A 17,712-nucleotide genomic window follows, 5' to 3' on the forward strand; every position below is an offset into this window, starting at 1 on the left:
GCAGCCTCTCAATCCGCAAACGGATCTGTCACCAAAATCGTGTCGTCGCGTTCTGGCGATGTCGACACGAGTGCCACCGGACATTGGATCAGTTCCTCCACCCGCTTGATATATTTGATCGCCTGCGCCGGCAAGTCAGCCCAGCTGCGCGCACCGGCGGTGGTTTCGTTCCAGCCCGGCATCGTTTCATAAATCGGTTTGACCGCAGCCTGGTCCTGATGATGCGGCGGCAGATAATCATAGGTCATGCCGTTCAGGTCATAGCCGACGCAGATTTTCAGTTCCTCGAAGCCGTCGAGCACGTCTAACTTGGTCAGAGCAATGCCATGGACACCGGATACCGCCAGAGCCTGACGCACTAGCACGGCATCAAACCAGCCGCAGCGTCGTTGACGGCCAGTTACGGTGCCGAATTCATGGCCGCGCTCGCCCAGTCGCTGGCCGATTTCGTCGTCGAGTTCGGTCGGAAATGGTCCGGAGCCGACGCGCGTTGTGTAGGCCTTGGTTATACCAAGCACATAGCCGGTGCCGGACGGTCCGATACCCGACCCGCCGGCTGCGGTGCCGGAAATCGTGTTGGAACTGGTGACGAACGGATAGGTGCCGTGATCAACGTCGAGCAGCACGCCCTGCGCGCCTTCGAACAATATGCGCTTGCCGTCGCGACGGGCTTCGTTGAGGCGTTTCCACACCGGCTGGGCATATTGCAGCACGCTGTCGGCGATTTCCTTCAGGTCGTTGAGCAGCCGTTCCCGATCTACCGGCGGTTCGCCAAAGCCGGCGCGCAGGGCGTCATGATGAGCGCACAAACGGTCGAGTTGCGGGCCGAGATCGTCGAGATGGGCGAGATCGCATACGCGGATAGCGCGGCGACCGACCTTGTCTTCATAGGCCGGTCCAATACCGCGACGGGTCGTGCCAATCTTGCCTTTGCCGCTGGCATCTTCGCGCATGGCGTCGAGATCGCGGTGGATCGGCAGGATCAGAGGGCAGGTTTCGGCTATGCCGAAATTATCGGTATTGATCGCGACGCCCTGGCTTTCCAGCTTGGCGATTTCATCGCGCAAATGCCAGGGGTCGAGGACCACACCATTGCCGATGATCGACAAGGCGCCACGGACGATGCCCGAGGGTAGCAGGGAGAGCTTGTAGACCGCGCCATCGACAACCAGCGTGTGGCCGGCGTTATGTCCACCCTGAAAGCGGACCACGACATCGGCGCGTTCGGACAGCCAGTCGACAATCTTGCCTTTGCCCTCATCACCCCATTGTGCGCCGATTACCGTTACATTGGCCATGGATTCACTTTCTTATAATGGTTCCGGCTGATCGCCGTTCAAAATATGGGAACAACCAAGCGCCTCGGCCTGGTCCTTGTCTGAAAGGGCGGCGACGGTGCGCCAGCCTTTTCCTCTCAACCGCGCAGCTGCGGATTGATCATGTCCGAGCGGCAGGAAAACCTGCTCGCTGGTTTTTGCGCCAAAACCGGCATCGATCAGCGGATTGGGGTATAGCGAAAAGCCGACCGCCGCTTCGGATTCGCCGTCGGGACGGGCAATCTCATAGCTGCCGCCGCGTCCCAGCGCGCCGATAAAGCTTTCGGCATAAAGCGTGAAGCCGAACCAGTTCTGATATTCAAAGCCATGCCGTTCGGTCGGATCAAGCGTCAGGCTGGCTTTCCCCTTAATGCTCGCGGCGATCCGGGAAACGCCATCCAGTCGCGAATAGAGCAAACCGTCCGTATCAAATTCGCGCAATCTGGCCATCGCCTCGTCAAACGGGCCGGTCGCTTCGATCAGGGGCAGATAGCCCGTTGCGCCCATGGCGCTCAGGCCACCGGCATCCTTCATATCCAGTTCGCCGCGCACTTCGTCAATCTGGGCTTCGTTCAGAGGCAATGGTCCCGCCGCCAATATGTCGATCAGGTCGGGCATCGTGAAATCCACGGTGATCCCGGTTACGCCCGCGCGTTCCAGTGCCTCGATCGCGACCGAAACAATTTCGCTGGCGGCAATGACGCTGTCGCTGCCAATCAGCTCGGCGCCAATCTGCAAGCGGCTGCGTTCGGGCTGCAATTGCCCCGACCGCAGTTTCAAAACCTGTCCCGAATAGCTGAGCCGGAGCGGGCGCGGACGGTCAGCCAGACTTGTCTTGGCAATACGGCCGATCTGCATGGTCATATCCGGCCGCAGCGCCAACGTGCGTTGCGAGATCGGATCGACAAAGCGCATCAGGTCGCTTCTTGATGCGCCATGCATCTGCTGGGTCAGGCCATCTTCATATTCGGCAAGTGGCGGTGTCACCCGGGCATAGCCATGGCTGGCCAGCGTATCGAGGACATCGCGTTCCAGTCGCGATGCCGCCTCGGCATAAGGCGGCAGCGCGTCGTGGAACCCTTCGGGCAAGAGATTGGATGGCTTTTGCATGGCCCTGCTCCATAGCCCAAGCAACCGCTCAGGCCATCCTTTTTCTTTGCTACATTACTATAGTATTAAAACTTCAGCGCCTTGACTGTCTTCACGCCTTCCAGCTGGCAAACCGACCATAAGACCGGCTCTTCGACCGGCGAATCGATCGAAAGCAGCAAGACCGCTTCACCGCCCGGCGCATCGCTGCGACGGCCAAGGTGGAACGTGCCAATGTTGACGCCCGCTTCACCAAGTGTGGAACCGACGCGGCCGATAAAGCCGGGCTCGTCGCGGTTGACGATATAGAGCATGTCGCCTTCCATATCGGCTTCGACCTTGATGCCGAACATCTCGACCAGTCGTGGTCCGGAGGATCCGAACAGGGTGCCGGCAACCGATTTTTCGCCTTCGTCGGTGGTTACCGATACCCGGACCAGTGTGTGATAGTCACCTTCGCGCTCGTGACGGATCTCGCGGACATCGAGACCGCGTTCTTTCGCCAGATACGGCGCGTTGACCATATTCACGGTGTCGCTATAGGCCCGCATCAGTCCGGCCAGCACCGCTGCCGTAATCGGCTTCTGGTCCAGTTCGGCTGCTGCGCCTTCCACTTCGACGGCCACGCCCTTGATCTGGTCGGCCGCAAGCTGGCCGACGAGAGAACCGAGCTGGGTGGCAAGCGCCATATAAGGCCTCAGCTTCGGCGCCTGTTCAGCCGAGAGGCTTGGCATGTTGAGCGCATTTTCGACGCCGCCATTGACCAGATAATCGGCCATTTGCTCGGCGACCTGGATTGCGACATTCACCTGTGCTTCGCTGGTCGAAGCACCGAGATGCGGTGTGCAAATCAGGTTAGGTGTACCGAATAAGGCGTTTTCCTTCGCCGGTTCCTGCGCATAAACGTCGAGGGCAGCGCCAGCGACATGACCGGATTCCAGTGCTGCTTTCAAAGCAACCTCGTCGATCAGGCCACCGCGTGCGCAATTGATGATCCGGACGCCGGCTTTTGTTTTGGCAAGGGCTTCGGCTGACAGAATATTGCGCGTCTGGTCGGTGAGCGGCGTGTGCATGGTGATGAAATCAGCGCGGGCGAGCAGGTCGTCCAGGGAAACTTTCTCGACACCCATTTCAACCGCACGCTCTTCCGTCAGGAACGGATCATAAGCGACAACTTTCATCCGCAAACCGATGGCGCGCTCGGCTACAATCGAACCGATATTACCAGCACCGATCAGGCCAAGCGTCTTGCTGGTCAGCTCGACGCCCATGAATTTGGATTTCTCCCATTTGCCGGCCTGGGTAGAGGCATCGGCAGAAGGAAGCTGGCGGGCGAGAGCGAACATCAGCGCGATGGCATGTTCTGCTGTGGTGATGCTGTTGCCGAACGGCGTGTTCATGACCACGACACCCTTGGCGGAAGCGGCCGGAATATCGACATTGTCGACACCGATACCGGCGCGGCCGACCACTTTCAGATTGGTCGCGGCTTCCAGTATTTCGGGGGTGACCGTGGTCGACGAACGAATGGCGAGGCCATCATATTCGCCGATGATCTTCATCAGCTCTTCGGGGGTCTGGCCGGTGATTTCGTCGACTTCGCAACCGCGCTCGCGGAAAATCTGGGCGGCTTTCGGGTCCATTTTGTCGGAAATAAGTACTTTTGGCATTTTTTTATTCCTTCTTGGGATCGTCAGGCCAGCGCAGGGCGGCCTCCAAGCCAATGCCGGCATATCTCGGACATTGGCTTGGGCCCCGGCCTTGGCCGGGGCGACACATATATTAGGAAAGTTCGGCTTTCACATGAGCATAGGCCCATTCGATCCACAGTAGCAGACGGCGAAGGTCTTCTTGCTCGACGGTCGAACCGCACCAGATGCGCAGCGACGGCGGTGCATCGCGATAGCCGTTGAAATCATAGGCGATGTCCATTTTCTCGAGCATTGCTGCGATTTTCTTCGGCACGGAGGCCTTGGCATCGTCGTCGAGGCCTTCATACCAGTCGCCCTGGAACACCATGCAGACGCCGGTGTTGGTCCATTTGGCCGGATCGCTGACCATATTGCGCATCCACGGCGTGGCTTCGAGCCAGTCGTGAACGGTTTTGGCGTTGCGGTCAGCGCGGGCGTGCAGTTCGGACAAGCCACCGATCGACTGTGCCCATTCGAGCGCAGCGATATAATCTTCGGTTGCAAGCATCGAAGGCGTGTTGATCGTAGCCCCCTCAAAAATCGCGGTGTTGAGCTTGTCGCCCTTCTTCACGCGGAAGATTTTCGGCAGCGGCCAGGACGGGGTGTAGCTTTCAATCCGTTCGACGGCGCGCGGGCTGAGGATCAGCATGCCGTGAGCGGCTTCCGATCCCATGACCTTCTGCCAGCTAAACGTGGTCGCATCGAGCTTTGACCAGTCCATAGGCTGGGCAAAGACGGCGCTGGTCGCGTCGTTGATGGTGACGCCTTCACGGTCGGCGGCAATCCAGTCGGTATCGGGAATTCTTGCGCCCGAAGTCGTGCCGTTCCAGGTGAAGACAACATCATCACCCTTGTCGATCGTGGTCAGGTCGGGAATTTCGCCATAATCGGCTTCGAGGACGGTCAGATTGGCAGGCTTGAGCTGCTTGACAGCGTCCTGGATCCAGACGTTGCCGAAGCTTTCCCATGCAGCGACGGTGACCGGACGGGCGCCCAGCATATTCCACATCGCCAGCTCGACGGCTCCGGTATCGGAAGCCGGCACGATGCCGATCAGATAGTCGTCGGGGATGCCCAATAGCTCACGACTGAGGTCGATAGCATATTTCAGGCGGGCCTTGCCGGTCGCGGAACGATGCGAACGGCCCATGGCGATGGTGTTGATTTTGTCGAGGGACCAGCCGGGGAATTTGGCTGTCGGACCCGAAGAAAAATTCGGGCAGTCAGGACGCAATTCTGGCGTCGGTATATTAGTATCAGTCATTTAAACGCTTCTCCTTACAGAGAGCTCGCGCGGCGTTGGGACCGCGTGGCCCGGCGCCGCTTTGTCTTGTGCGGCGCAGCATGTCAAGCGCGTTCTTGGTTGCTAATGAAACCGGCTATTTCTTCCGGAACAGGATTTCTCCGCGGCGTGAAACCAGCAATTTTTCTAGCGATACCGGGTGAAAATACGCTTCGACCCGGTCTCCTTCTGGCGTGGTGCCATAGACTTCGTAGCAGCCGCCATCGACTTTCGACTTCTTGATCGTCCAGCCCTGTTTGACCAGACTGGCTTCCAGTTCTGCCCGCGTTTTCCAGCCGGACTGCGGTCCTGCTTCGCAGCTCATCTTGCCGGTAGCAAGGGCAGGGGCGGACAGGCCGGCGGTGGCAAGAAACGTGGCGGTTGCAACGGCTATTACAGAATATTTCATGTCATTTTCTCCAGACCTGTTCGGTTTGCAGCGAGTCTTGCTGCTTCATATCATTATTTCTTCTGGCATATATGATAATGCCTCGCAATAGCTCAAGTAGCAATAGCGGAATAAAGTGGGCGAGAGCCCCGCCGATGCCGTCATGTATCAACAGCCAATGCGCCAGCGTCAGCAAGGCAGCTGCATATGCCAGTCGCTGCAATCGTTTCCAGCCCTGCTTGAGCCATCGCATGGATGCGTTGTTGCTGGTAATCGCCAGCGGTACAAATAACATCAGCGCTGCCCATCCGGTCCAGATTCCCGGTGCCCAGAATTCTGCCAGAATCGGCTTCAGCGCCTCCATATCGATGACGTAGAAGACCAGATGCAGCATACCATATCCAAAGGCAGCAAGTCCGAAGGACCGGCGGCGCTTCATCAACCACCCGATCCAACGCCGGTTTCCGAATATCACCGAAAGCGGTGTAATGATCAGGGCGAGGATCATGAACCGGGCTGAAAATTCGCCCGTCGGATGCAGCATGTCCATCGCGATTATGTCGCCCGTCCAATATCCCCTGACCAGCAGAATGGCAGGAATGGACAGCACCAGCCAGAAGGCTGGCAGGCTGTTCAATTTTCGACCGATGGACATGATATTGTCATGGGATTCGCAGACCCGTTGGTCCAGCTTAAATTTGTCGCAACTTGTCGCACGCTCCGATTCGCTCGGTTGGTAATTATTTTTTAACCATGATCTTCAGCTTGGATTTAACCATCTTCTGTCATTAAACGTGGCATGGAAATGAAAATACAAATTACACGCCGCGGTCGGACTGCAGGACTTCTGGCCTTGGCTTCCCTATTGCTCAGCGCTTGCGGGGCGATACCGGCGGGCAACAGCGGTCAGTCGCAACGGCCACAGGCCTCCGCCGGGCTCGGTTCTTTTGACCCCACACCCGCCGCTCGGCAGTGTTTCACCGATCTCGGCAAAGCCAATGTCCGCTTCTCTCCCTTGCCCAACCGGCATTTCAGTGGCGGCTGCAGCCAGATCGACAGTATCAAGCTGCTTGATGTAGGCGCCGATGTAACCAACCTGGGGCCGGTAAAATGCGAGCTGGCCGGTAAATTTGCCGCCTGGACCGAATTTGCCGTGAAACGCGCGGCGCGCAAATATCTTGGCAGCGATCTGAAGCGCATTGAAACCATGGGTAGCTACAGCTGCCGCAATATTGCCGGATCGGGTAAATTGTCGGAACATGCGCATGCCAATGCGATCGACGTGTCGGCCTTTGTGCTGACCGACGGCCGGCGGATAACCGTGGAAAATAACTGGAAAAGCGGACGGCAGGAGATGCAGTTTCTTGCCGCCATCCACGACAGCGCCTGCAAGCGCTTCGGTACCGTTCTCAGCCCCAATTATAATGCGGCCCACCGGGACCATTTCCATCTCGACATGAGCGGCAACGGATATTGCCGCTAGAGCGCTAAGGTCACTGGTCAGCCATAAATCTTTGCTTTAGGGCGGACGCATGACCAACAAAGATCTCAAAGACAACCGTTTTCACCACGCCAAGCAGGAAGCTGAATTTGCCGAAAAGGCCGATATCAGCACGGCCCAGACGCGGGACCCTGCATACAGGCTGGCCTTTCAGGATACCGAGTTCCTGCTCCGTGAAGAATTGCGCCCCGTCCGCTTTCAGCTGGAATTGCTGAAGCCGGAGATGCTGCTCGATGAAGCCGGCATCGGCTCGACGTTGGTGATGTACGGATCCGCCCGTATCCCCGCGCCGGAACATGCCGACGCGCTGATCGAGGCGGCGACCGATGACGAATCCCTGAAGATCGCACAGCGGTTGAAAGAGAAAGCCAAATATTATGACGAGGCGCGCCATCTGGCCCGGCTCGCCAGCGCCTGCGGAATTTCCAGCGATGGCAAGCGCGACTTCGTAGTCTGTTCCGGCGGTGGTCCGTCGATCATGGAAGCGGCCAATCGCGGTGCTGCGGATGTGGGCAAAGAGTCGATCGGGCTCAATATTGTCCTGCCGCATGAACAGGCACCCAATGAATATGTCACACCGTCACTGAGCTTCCAGTTCCACTATTTCGCTCTGCGCAAGATGCACTTCCTCTTGCGGGCGAGAGCGGTGGCGGTATTTCCGGGCGGCTTCGGGACGCTGGACGAATTTCTCGAACTGGTCACGCTGGTGCAAACCGGCAAGATGGAAAAACTGCCAATATTGCTGTTCGGCAAGGATTTCTGGAGCCGCGTGATCAACTTCGATGCGCTGGCCGACGAGGGGACAATCAGCCGCAAGGATCTCGAACTGTTTCAATTTGTCGAAACCGGCGACGAAGCCTGGGCGATTATCCAGCAATTTTACGATCTGGATTGCAGCTAGGGCAATCCGGGCGGCGAGCCTATTCTGCCGCCGCCGCCGTGTCTGCTGCAACCGCTTCCGCAGCTTCGGCATCAGCGCCTGCTTCGGCAGCGGCTTCAGCCGTTTCTTCCGCAGGTGCTTCGACGACGGGAGCCGCCGGAAGAGGCAGGTTCGAACCCTGTGCGTTCAGATAGGCCATCAGATTGGCGCGGTCTTCAGCCTTGCCGAGTCCGGCAAAGGTCATCTTCGTGCCATTGGCATATTTGCGCGGCGAGGTCAGCCAGGCGTCCATGGCGGTCCAGTCCCAGTTGCCCGGAACGCTTTTCAGCGCGTCGCTATAGGCAAAGCCGGCGACATGGCCGTGCGGTTTGCCCATGGCTGCGTATAGATTCGGACCGATGCCATTGGCTCCGCCCTGGTTGATAGTGTGGCAGGCCGCACATTTGGCAAAGACCTTCTCGCCAGCGGCGATATCGGCGGTCTGCAACAATGTTTCGATCGCCGGCCCTGCGTCAGCGCCACCGGCGGTTTCCACTCCGTCGATTACATAGCCCATGACTTCGGGACGCTCGTGCTTGCCGGCGTGGAAATATTTGCCACTGACAATGGAGAAACCGAGAGCGGCGATGCCGCCGGCCAGTACCCAGCCTGCGATGGTGTTATTGTTGCTCATAAATTGTCTCAAACCCCTGAGTGAGCGGCGGCCATGGGCCTGCCAAATTTGTGCTGTCTGTAAAGAGGGCGAGGGACCAACGCAAGGCCTCAATTGCCGCAAAAGACGCAAATATAGTTACAAAATGTGATGGGTACCGGCAGAGAGGCCACTAATTTCTTGCCCCTCCATGTTCCGTTCGACTATCGCAACGCAGTAAAAGAGGGGCATGATGGACAGCTTTCCGAAAAACGCACTGGGTATGGTCAGGAAAATGACCGAAAAAGGCGCAGAAATGCCGGCAAAGGCGATTGCCTTTCAAGGGGCACCCGGCGCCAATTCGCATCTTGCTGCGCTCGACTATGCGCCGGAGGGCCTGCCGGTTCCCTGCTTTGCATTCGAGGATGCGATTGATGCCGTGAAAAACGGGGCGGCGGGATGTGCGATTATTCCGATCGAAAACTCGCTGCACGGCCGGGTCGCCGACATCCACTTTCTGCTCCCCGAATCGGGCCTGTATATTGTCGACGAATATTTCATGCAGATCGAGCATTGTCTGATGGCCAAATCGGCTGACGCCGATATCAAGACCGCGATGAGCCATCCGCAGGCGCTCGGCCAGTGCCGCCACTATCTGCGCAAGCGCGGTATCATTCCGGTAGCCTATGCCGATACCGCCGCCGCCGCTGCCTTTGTCGCCCAGCAGGATGATCCGCATGCTGCCGCAATCGCTCCGAAACTCGCCGCGCAAATTTATGGTCTGCAGCCGGTCGCCGACGCAATCGAGGACGCGCCGCACAATATCACGCGGTTTGTCGTCCTGGCACCCGAAGCGGCGAAGCCGGAAAGCGATGGCCCGCTAATGACGACCTTCATATTCCAGGTCAAAAATGTTCCCGCTGCGCTGTACAAGGCGATGGGTGGCTTTGCGACCAACGGCGTCAACATGACCAAGCTGGAAAGCTACCAGCAGGGTGGCAGTTTTGCCGCCACCGAATTCTATACCGATATCGAGGGTGCGCCCGGCGATCCGGCCGTCGACCGGGCGCTCGAGGAACTGAGCTTCTACTGCAACAACGTGCGGGTGCTGGGCACCTATCCGCAGGCGCGGCCAAGAGGATAACGACGTAACGAATGCCTAGGCGTTCGACGATTCGACATCATTGCCGAACAATATGATCATCGTCCCGAGCATGGCCAGCAGGATGAAACCGAATCCCTTGAGGCGGTTGCCTGGAATCAGGAAGGCCCGCCGTGCCGCGATCACCGATTGCAGCGTGTAATAAAGCGCAAAGGCGCGGCTGGCATAAGCGATGATCTGGAAAATATTGACGCTCCAGGTCAGGAACAGGCCGATCCCGACCAATATTGCATAGCCGGTTCGCGCTTTCACATGACCCTTGGTCAGTTCCTCGACCAGCCCGCCGGATCCGCTGGTATCGGCGATGGCCGCGCTGAACTGCGCCGCCAGCGCAGCGGCCACCAGCAGCAGCGGCAATATCGGTGTGATGATTCCCATCATGTCGATAATCGCGGTCTCGGTCAGGGCGAATTGCTCGCGCTCGAAACTATAGGCGAACAGGCCGATATAGATCATGTAGATCACCGCGCTGACGATCTGGGCGAGGCGCATCGACTTGATCCGGGTCGCAGCATCATAATTCCGGCCAAGATAGCGCGAGGTTTCAAAGCCCTGCACCGTGATGATCAGTCCGAAAGCGAGCGTGATCGCGGGCCAGCCGGAAAGCAACGGCGGATGGACAAAGAGCGTTGCTGCGCTCGCCTTCTGGTAGAAATACCAGGTCAGGCCAACCAGCAGGCCGACGATGATCGCCAGTTTCAGCGTCACGGCGCTATATTCCATCTTCTCCAGTGCCTTGAATCCTCGGGTCCAGCCGACGATCAGGATCAGGATATAGATGGCCGAGGTCAGCAGCTTGGCATTGGCAGTGCTGTCGAAGGGTGTCAGGCTGACCCCGAAGGCGCCGAACAGGTTGAGATAATAGCCGACCGAAATGGTGAAGGCGAAGACCAGCGCCCAGGATGCGGCGATTTCCAGCCGGTCGACGCCGTCATTCTGGACCGGTTTGCGGACATTGCGGTGGAAAATATTGAAGCGGATCGCCGCTCCGAACAGATAGGCCCCGAGACACAGGCCAGCCATGATCGCTGGCGCGATATAGCCGTAATCCGACACCAATATCGGCGCGAGTACGAGAAACCCGCTGCCGATGATCGAGGCCAGCGGCGTCACCGTCGCCCGCCAGACCTGCGATTTTGACAGCCGCGGCGCGAGCAGCAGCAGGCCGGTTGCGATCACAGACAGAATGATGAGAATATTCAGTGTCAACACGATGTCCGAAGGTCCCGGTTGGAGGAGGCACTGGATAGGCCTTTCACCGGTGTCTTGTCGAAGAGTTTTTCGCGGTCTGTCTGCCCCCCAATCGCTGCGACCATCATGTCATGCGCTCCATTTCGAAAACAGAGAAAGACGGAAACAACCTATTTTGCTGCTCATAGGAAAGCCGGATCTTTGCTTGCTATTGGCCCCTGGCGGACGTTGACAATAGTATAAGTCACAAGCGATACGAATATTTCTGAAAATGAACGGAGGATTGTTGATGATACCCGTCGATCCGGTTGACCTGTCCAATCCGGCTCCGTTCGATGCCTTGAGCTATTATGCGCATATTGCAATCGGGCTAGTCGGGCTGGTTGCCGCAATTATCGCGTTGTCGACCCGAAAGGGGAGCAACATACATGTTCTGGCTGGCAGAGTTTTTTCAACCTGTATTTTGATTGTCGCCATCAGTTCCTTGATTCTGCTATCCGTACGCATGGCACCTCCTCTTCTGGTCGCGGCGCTTACAGCGGTATATGCCGTCGGCACCGCCATCTTGGCCCTGAAGCCTGGTTCTACGACGACCAGGAGGATGGAGTATGGATTTTTCATATTCGAGATTATCGTCGTCGCCATATTTTTGGCGATGGCTATTCCTCAAATCATGGGTGGAAATATCCCGCTGATTGGTCCTTTGGTCATATTGGCCATTCCGATCATATTGCTCGCTGGAGATGTGCATTTCTTCCGCAACGCCCGGCAACGCGCTATGCTCAGAATAAGCCGTCATCTGGCCCGCATGATTTGGGCATTTATCATTGCCGTACGCGCGCCAGTGACTGAAATATATGCCGAGCTTGATTTGCCGGTCGCGCTAATATTATTTGGACCGCTCGTGATTGGCCCAGCAATGATAATGATCTTTCTGAGAAAATATGCGAGAACACCGAGGGCAATTTAGTCCTCGGCGAACGCCCGCTTTTACTACTGCTGCGGACATCGGCGCAATCGCTGCGACGTCTCTGGCGGCAGGTCTGGTTTCGACACGCAACAGAACCACATGATCATGCAGTGTCTTATGATGCTTGATGTGATGTAGAGGCTATATCCGGTCCACTCATTGCGAGATTCTGATGCTTGGGGGGCGGAAGCTCTCGATGGGGTTTGTCATTGCTACCGTCCCGCCAGCTTTTTCGCTTCTGCCAGATGGGTCCGGCCGATGCGGATTTCGGTGCCGCATTTCAGGCAGGCCATCCACACGCCGCCGCCGTCATGGCGCAGGCCGGCAATCCAGTCGCGCCGGACCAGATGCGAACGGTGCAGACGGATGAATTCGTCCGGGTCGAGCCGTTCCTCCAGGCCGGTGATGGTCTGGTGCAGCAGATAGCTGACCGCGCCGACATGCAGCCGCATATAGTCGCGTTCGGCCTCGACCCGGTCGATTTCCGACGAGACGATGCGGCGCAGCTCCGATTTATAGGGCACCCAGAATTCTTCCGCCCAGGGCGATTCTTCCACGCCGTCGCTGCGTGGTTCTGCCTTGCGTTCGCGAACGCGGGATATGGCCAGCGTCAGCCGCTCGTTCTCGACCGGTTTCAGCACATAGTCGATCGCCGCCACATCAAAGGCCTCGACGGCAAAGCGGTCAAAGGCGGTGACAAATATTATTGCCGGGGCATCGTCCTTGCCGGACAGGGCCCGCGCGACGTCCAGTCCGTCCTTGCCGGGCATGGCAATGTCGAGCAGCAGCAGGTCGGGTTTCAATTGCTCGGTAAGGCGCAGCGCGGCTTCGCCATCGCTGGCGGTCCCGATCAGGTCGATATCCGGCTGTCGCGCGCAGAGCAGCTGCAGGCGTTCGATTGCCAGTGGTTCGTCGTCGACGATCAGTGTTTTGAGCGGTTTGGCTTCGATGTCTTCAATCATGGATTATCCAGCATCAACGGTAAGGTAAGTTGGGCAATATAACCACCTTCTGCCGGACGTACAGTCTGAAGGCCGGCTTGGCGGCCAAAGCGGGTTTCCAGCCGGTCCCGGACATTGGCGAGGCCGATACCGCTGCTCGTGCCATCATCGTGCAGATCGACCGGACGCGGATCGCCGTCATCGGACACTGTCAGGATCAGGTTATCGCCATCAGAGCGGGCGCTGATCGTAATAGTCACCGGGCGTTTGCTGTGCGCGACGCTATGCTTGATCGCGTTCTCGACCAGCGGCTGCAGGATCAGGCCGGGCACGAGGACGCCAAGCAGATCGTCGGGGATATTCACCTTTGTCCGGAGCCGTTCGGGGAAACGGACGGCTTCGATATCCAGATAGAGATTTTGCAGATGCACTTCTTCCGACAAGGGCACATCCTCCAGCGGATCACCCGACAGGCTGGTGCGATAGAATTTCGAAAGATTGAGGATCATCTCCTCCGCTTCTTCCGGCTGGCTTCGCATCACCAGCGTGCTGAGGCTGTTGAGCGTGTTGAACAGGAAGTGCGGATTGACCTGATAGCGGAGCGAGCGCAGTTCCGCATCCTGCGCGGCCTGCGCGAAGCGGGCGGCCTTGCGTTCAATCTGCCGGACTTCTCCGGCATAGCTTAGGGTCAGATACAAGGACGTCCAGCTGACGATGAAGAAAAAGCGCGAAGTGGCATCTTCGAAAACAGCTTTGAATGCAAAATTGTCCTGCGACATATATTTGCGCATTTCCTCGACATGCGCCTCGTCCCACAGACTTTCCGGATAATAGACATTGAAGACATAATGGTTGAATGAAGCGATGATGATCGCGCAGGGAATGGCGGCGGCAAATGCCGTAATGATCCGTGTCGAAAGGGCCTTGCCCTCGAACTGCCGCAAAAGCAGATAGAGCAGATAGGTGATGCCGATGCCGAATATTGTCACGACAATACGGCGCATCGCCATTTCGCCCTGTGCGGGCCAGTCACCGACCGAGACACGCAGGGTCAGGATGATGACATAGAAAAGCCAGAAGCCGAGTATCGACAGGATTGCAACCTGATGTCCGACCGACGGCTTGTGGTTTCCCAGTTCAAATTTTCTCATATATATTCAATTCATGGTTTCGAGGCAGCTTAGGCCAATATGGTATCAATTGTCTCTAGTGGAATCGTGCCCGGTCGAAACAGGCTAGCGGTTGGTCGAAACGTTCCACGTCCGGCGCGCAATTTCCGGGATTTTTGATCTGTGCACGGAATAAAATCGCACATGTTTAACCAAATACTAACCATGTTCGGGTCAAATGGCTGAGTGGGATGAACCTACGAGGAGACGCGCGGACATGCCCAAGGAAATGCAAGCGGTTCCCGGCGCCATGACGCTGGCCGAGATGAAGGAATTCGCAGGCTTTAGCTCTGCGACCCAACGCTATATCCGGCGGTCGCTGGACGTCGGGCTTGTACGGTCCGACGCGATTGAAACATGGTCGCGCGACAAGGTCGAAGAGGCCGGGATCAAGGTGCAAATGTCCTTATACCGGCGTATCGATGAAATTCGCAAAGCCATTCCCGAAGATTGTGCGATCGACAGTATCGAGGCATTCATGCCGTCGCTGATTTCGCTGGCCGCCTTTGATCTGGGGCAGGGCCGTATCCACAGCTTTCCGGCGTTCCGTTTTCTGTATGAACGTCTGCTTGGTCCGGAATCGCGCCCGTGGCTGCCCGGCGCATTTTGTGCGGCGGCGTCGCTTCCCCATCTTCACCCGAAAACCCGCAAGGGTCTGCTGCAATCGATCAGCGAGGCCGCCGCGACCGCGCCGGGCTGGTCCAATCGCGAGCCCAGCTTTTTTCCGGAATGGATCGACAAGGTAGACGTCAGCAGAGCGGCGCATTGATTGCAGTGCTTTAGGACCCTGGCTTAGGCTGTCGCCGGTCGTCCCGTTATCGCTGCTTCATATTCGCTTTCGGCCCGTTGGATCAGATGCCGGTCGTCCTCGTTCCACGGATGAAATCCGGGTAGAAAAAATTTGCACCAGGGGATGATAATCGCCCGGGCGATACCCGGCTTGAAGAGCAGGAATTTTAGCAGCTTCATTTTTACACGCCATCCGGTGATGCCGTCCTGCGCCAGCAGGTCGAGCGTATCACGCCAGCGGTTTCCCCAGAAATTGCGGGTGATCAATATCATCATCACCGCCTTCACCTGCCAGCGTTTTCGCCGACTCCAGTCGCGCGTCGCATAGAGCCATGTGTCATAGGCGACACCCTTATGTTCAATCTCTTCCAGTGCATGCCAGCGCCATAGGTCGGCGGTTTCCTCGTCGGAATTTTCCCAATGCTGCGGATTGGCCAGAAATTGCTGTGCCATGATCGCGGTAAAATGCTCGAGGATCATGGTGGCCGCCAGATTGGTTATTTTCGGCCGGCCTTCGGTCATCGCCAGCGATTCGGTAATGCGCTGTTCTATCCGGCTGGCGTCATAGCCGTTTTCTTCGACCCGGCGGTTGAGCGCCAGATGTTCGCGGCTGTGGATCACTTCCTGTTTTACGAAGGCGCGAATTTCGTTTTGCAGCTTTTCGGGCGCATGGTCCCGGAATGCTTTTACGCTTTCAATGAAAAAAGCCTCGCCACGCGGAAAGGTGAGCGACAGGCAATTGTAGAAAGCTGTCGCAACGGGATCGCCATTTTGCCAGTATTTTCCGGGATTATAACCCTCTTCCCGCCCGAAACGACGGTCGCGCGGCGTAATTTCATGACCCGCCGGTGTTGGCGTCTGGATGGTTTCCGGTTCGGCATTGACGGAGCTAAGGATGTTCATCGGATGTTTCCATTTTGCGGAATGCGGCCTATAGTCAGGGTATTCACAATAAGGTTACTAACATAAATGTCAATAGCGAAGCGACGTCTGTCCCCCGAAGCAAGCCGTAACATGGCACTGGCCGCGGCCCGCGATTTGCTGATCGAAACAGGCCCGCAATCGGTTACATTAAAAGCGGTTGCCGCCCGTATCGGTCGCACCCACGCCAATCTATTGCACCATTTCGGTTCCGCGTCCGGCCTGCAAAAGGCGCTGGCAGCTTATTTGTCAGACGAGGTTTGCGGAATGATCGCGCAGGCGATCCTGAAATCCCGTACCGGCGAAGGGACAGTGCGCGATATTGTCGACCTGACGTTCGACGCTTTCGACAAGCAGGGCGGGGCGGCGCTCTGGTCGTGGATGATGCTGACCGGCAACGAGGACGCGCTCGACCCGATTGTCGATGCCATCCATGCGCTGGTCGATGATATTGGCGAAGGCGGGCACGAAGACCGGGAAAAGCATGATGATACGCTGGCTCTGGTTCTTATGGCCCTGGGCGATGCGCTGATCGGCGACCGTTTGTCCGGCTCGCTCGGTCTACCCCGCGATTCGGCCCGTGACATGGCAGAGCGGCAACTGGAAGATGCACTGGAACGCTGGAAATGCGAGCACGAAGCCTAGGCTTCCCTGATTTTCAATCCTTGGCGAACAGTTGATCGTCGCTGGCAAAGGCCTTGAACTCGAGTGCATTGCCGCTTGGATCCTGAAAAAACATCGTTGCCTGTTCGCCAGCCTGTCCCTTGAAGCGGATCGTCGGTGCGATGACAAAGGCGATGTCTGCTGCCGTTAGACGGTCAGCCAGCGCCTGCCATCCGGACATCGTCAACACCACGCCAAAATGGGGGACGGGCACCTGCTCGCCATCGACCGGGTTGATCAGTTGACGATTATCATGATGCGCGTCGAGATGGGTAACAATCTGATGGCCGTAGAGGCTGAAATCAATCCAGTGAGGGTCACTGCGGCCTTCTGCACAGCCAAGCAGGCCGCCGTAAAATTTCCGCGCTTCCTCGAGATCGCGCACCGGAAATGCGAGATGGAACGGACGTAAAGCATCCGACGGTTCAGTGTTCATATTTGCGGCCTTTGTCTTCGGGTGCGGCGAGAGTGAAACAATGGTCATAGTCGAGGTCGGAGCCCTGACCGAGCGCCTCCTTTTGTCTGGCGTCGGCCAGCATGGCTTCGCGTTCCTGGGTCAGCATGATATCGCTCTCCTGACCGCTGAGCCCTTCGGCGCGCATCTTGTCGCGTGCGCGGCTGTCGAGAACAGCGGCAAGAGTCTTGAGGTCCTGCGCCGTCTTGGAGAGGCCTTCGCGGTCATGGACTTCCTCATAGGCAAGCTGCAGCATCCCGGCGCACTGGTTGAGGTCGGGCTTGGGCTTGGGCGGTACTAGGGCATCAAGCAAGGGCAGGCATTTGGTCATTTCCGCTTTGACGACCTCGTCTGCCTCCGCGCCATTGCCGCCCTTGGCTTGTTGCGCCGCGACCGCTTCCAATATGTCTTGCCGTACCTCTTCCCTGGTTCGGCCGGTCTCACTCATGATCCGTTCCCCGACCAGACCGGCATAGATCGCGCCGCGTTCGGTGAGCAAAGGATAGTCAAGTGCACTGGTCACGCCGCGCTCCTGTTCCGACGCCATGATCGCGAGGACGGCTACACAGGAAAGATCACGGCCCTGTATTTCTGAGAGCGGTGCGGCTTGGCTCGTGGCCGGTTGCGACAGCGCGAACATCAGGAATGAGATCAGGTTCATAGGTATATGATAG

The 17,712-nt window shown here is 57.6% G+C and carries 19 protein-coding genes; 6 read left to right on the forward strand and 13 right to left on the reverse strand.

The window, feature by feature from the left end:
• Window positions 1-8: 8 nt before the first annotated feature.
• The 6 genes from AACZ86_RS01705 to AACZ86_RS01730 form a co-directional block, all read right to left on the reverse strand.
• Window positions 9-1,298: an adenylosuccinate synthase gene (locus AACZ86_RS01705; protein ID WP_339688916.1), complete on the reverse strand. Its 1,290-nt coding sequence runs from the start codon at window positions 1,296-1,298 to the stop codon at window positions 9-11.
• A 12-nt stretch (window positions 1,299-1,310) separates the two neighbouring features.
• Window positions 1,311-2,426, reverse strand: coding sequence for an ATP phosphoribosyltransferase regulatory subunit (locus AACZ86_RS01710; protein WP_339688917.1), 1,116 nt, complete (start codon window positions 2,424-2,426; stop codon window positions 1,311-1,313).
• A gap of 65 nt (window positions 2,427-2,491) precedes the next feature.
• Window positions 2,492-4,075, reverse strand: a complete 1,584-nt coding sequence (serA, locus tag AACZ86_RS01715; RefSeq protein WP_339688918.1) for a phosphoglycerate dehydrogenase — start codon at window positions 4,073-4,075, stop codon at window positions 2,492-2,494.
• Window positions 4,076-4,187: 112 nt separating this feature from the next.
• Complete coding sequence (locus tag AACZ86_RS01720) at window positions 4,188-5,360, reverse strand: phosphoserine transaminase (RefSeq protein WP_339688919.1); 1,173 nt, start codon at window positions 5,358-5,360, stop codon at window positions 4,188-4,190.
• Between the two features lie 115 nt (window positions 5,361-5,475).
• The gene (locus AACZ86_RS01725) at window positions 5,476-5,787 is read right to left on the reverse strand and encodes a PepSY domain-containing protein (RefSeq protein ID WP_339688920.1); all 312 of its coding nucleotides are present in this window, start codon (window positions 5,785-5,787) and stop codon (window positions 5,476-5,478) included.
• A 1-nt stretch (window position 5,788) separates the two neighbouring features.
• Window positions 5,789-6,421, reverse strand: coding sequence for a ferric reductase-like transmembrane domain-containing protein (locus tag AACZ86_RS01730; RefSeq protein ID WP_339688921.1), 633 nt, complete (start codon window positions 6,419-6,421; stop codon window positions 5,789-5,791).
• A gap of 198 nt (window positions 6,422-6,619) precedes the next feature.
• Here AACZ86_RS01730 and AACZ86_RS01735 point away from each other — a divergent pair, with 198 nt between their 5' ends.
• Both AACZ86_RS01735 and AACZ86_RS01740 read left to right on the forward strand, forming a co-directional pair.
• Complete coding sequence (locus AACZ86_RS01735; protein WP_339688922.1) at window positions 6,620-7,249, forward strand: extensin family protein; 630 nt, start codon at window positions 6,620-6,622, stop codon at window positions 7,247-7,249.
• Window positions 7,250-7,298: 49 nt separating this feature from the next.
• Entirely contained in the window at window positions 7,299-8,168 is an 870-nt protein-coding gene (locus tag AACZ86_RS01740) for an LOG family protein (protein ID WP_339688923.1), read from the forward strand.
• Window positions 8,169-8,187: 19 nt separating this feature from the next.
• Here AACZ86_RS01740 and AACZ86_RS01745 read toward each other — a convergent pair whose 3' ends face one another.
• On the reverse strand, window positions 8,188-8,820 hold the full coding sequence (locus AACZ86_RS01745; RefSeq protein ID WP_339688924.1) for a cytochrome c family protein: 633 nt from the start codon (window positions 8,818-8,820) through the stop codon (window positions 8,188-8,190).
• Between the two features lie 211 nt (window positions 8,821-9,031).
• On the opposite strand from AACZ86_RS01745, the gene AACZ86_RS01750 reads away from it, so the two are divergent.
• Window positions 9,032-9,922 carry a prephenate dehydratase gene (locus AACZ86_RS01750; RefSeq protein WP_339689366.1) on the forward strand — a complete coding sequence of 297 codons (891 nt, stop codon included), beginning with the start codon at window positions 9,032-9,034 and terminating at the stop codon, window positions 9,920-9,922.
• Window positions 9,923-9,937: 15 nt separating this feature from the next.
• Here the strand turns inward: AACZ86_RS01750 and AACZ86_RS01755 are convergent, their stop codons facing one another.
• Window positions 9,938-11,149: a hypothetical protein gene (locus AACZ86_RS01755; RefSeq protein WP_339688925.1), complete on the reverse strand. Its 1,212-nt coding sequence runs from the start codon at window positions 11,147-11,149 to the stop codon at window positions 9,938-9,940.
• Window positions 11,150-11,471: 322 nt separating this feature from the next.
• Here AACZ86_RS01755 and AACZ86_RS01760 point away from each other — a divergent pair, with 322 nt between their 5' ends.
• On the forward strand, window positions 11,472-12,101 hold the full coding sequence (locus AACZ86_RS01760) for a hypothetical protein (protein WP_339688926.1): 630 nt from the start codon (window positions 11,472-11,474) through the stop codon (window positions 12,099-12,101).
• Between the two features lie 212 nt (window positions 12,102-12,313).
• On the opposite strand, the gene AACZ86_RS01765 is transcribed toward AACZ86_RS01760, so the two are convergent.
• Together AACZ86_RS01765 and AACZ86_RS01770 are read right to left on the reverse strand one after the other, a co-directional pair.
• Complete coding sequence (locus AACZ86_RS01765; protein ID WP_339688927.1) at window positions 12,314-13,063, reverse strand: LytTR family DNA-binding domain-containing protein; 750 nt, start codon at window positions 13,061-13,063, stop codon at window positions 12,314-12,316.
• Window positions 13,060-14,193: a histidine kinase gene (locus tag AACZ86_RS01770; protein ID WP_339688928.1), complete on the reverse strand. Its 1,134-nt coding sequence runs from the start codon at window positions 14,191-14,193 to the stop codon at window positions 13,060-13,062. Before AACZ86_RS01770 ends, AACZ86_RS01765 begins: the two co-directional genes overlap by 4 nt.
• Before the next feature lie 235 nt (window positions 14,194-14,428).
• Between AACZ86_RS01770 and AACZ86_RS01775 the strand changes: the two genes are divergently transcribed.
• Window positions 14,429-14,980 carry a hypothetical protein gene (locus tag AACZ86_RS01775; RefSeq protein ID WP_339688929.1) on the forward strand — a complete coding sequence of 184 codons (552 nt, stop codon included), beginning with the start codon at window positions 14,429-14,431 and terminating at the stop codon, window positions 14,978-14,980.
• A gap of 23 nt (window positions 14,981-15,003) precedes the next feature.
• Here the strand turns inward: AACZ86_RS01775 and AACZ86_RS01780 are convergent, their stop codons facing one another.
• Entirely contained in the window at window positions 15,004-15,903 is a 900-nt protein-coding gene (locus AACZ86_RS01780; RefSeq protein WP_339688930.1) for a metal-dependent hydrolase, read from the reverse strand.
• A 66-nt stretch (window positions 15,904-15,969) separates the two neighbouring features.
• Here AACZ86_RS01780 and AACZ86_RS01785 point away from each other — a divergent pair, with 66 nt between their 5' ends.
• On the forward strand, window positions 15,970-16,566 hold the full coding sequence (locus AACZ86_RS01785; protein WP_339688932.1) for a helix-turn-helix domain-containing protein: 597 nt from the start codon (window positions 15,970-15,972) through the stop codon (window positions 16,564-16,566).
• Between the two features lie 13 nt (window positions 16,567-16,579).
• On the opposite strand, the gene AACZ86_RS01790 is transcribed toward AACZ86_RS01785, so the two are convergent.
• Window positions 16,580-17,020 (reverse strand): VOC family protein, encoded by a 441-nt coding sequence (locus AACZ86_RS01790; protein WP_339688933.1) that lies wholly within the window; start codon window positions 17,018-17,020, stop codon window positions 16,580-16,582.
• Complete coding sequence (locus AACZ86_RS01795; RefSeq protein WP_339688934.1) at window positions 17,010-17,699, reverse strand: hypothetical protein; 690 nt, start codon at window positions 17,697-17,699, stop codon at window positions 17,010-17,012. The genes AACZ86_RS01790 and AACZ86_RS01795 overlap by 11 nt, the downstream gene beginning before the upstream one ends.
• Window positions 17,700-17,712: the final 13 nt, after the last annotated feature.

It is taken from the genome of uncultured Parasphingorhabdus sp. (genome assembly GCF_963975735.1).
GTDB lineage: Bacteria > Pseudomonadota > Alphaproteobacteria > Sphingomonadales > Sphingomonadaceae > Parasphingorhabdus.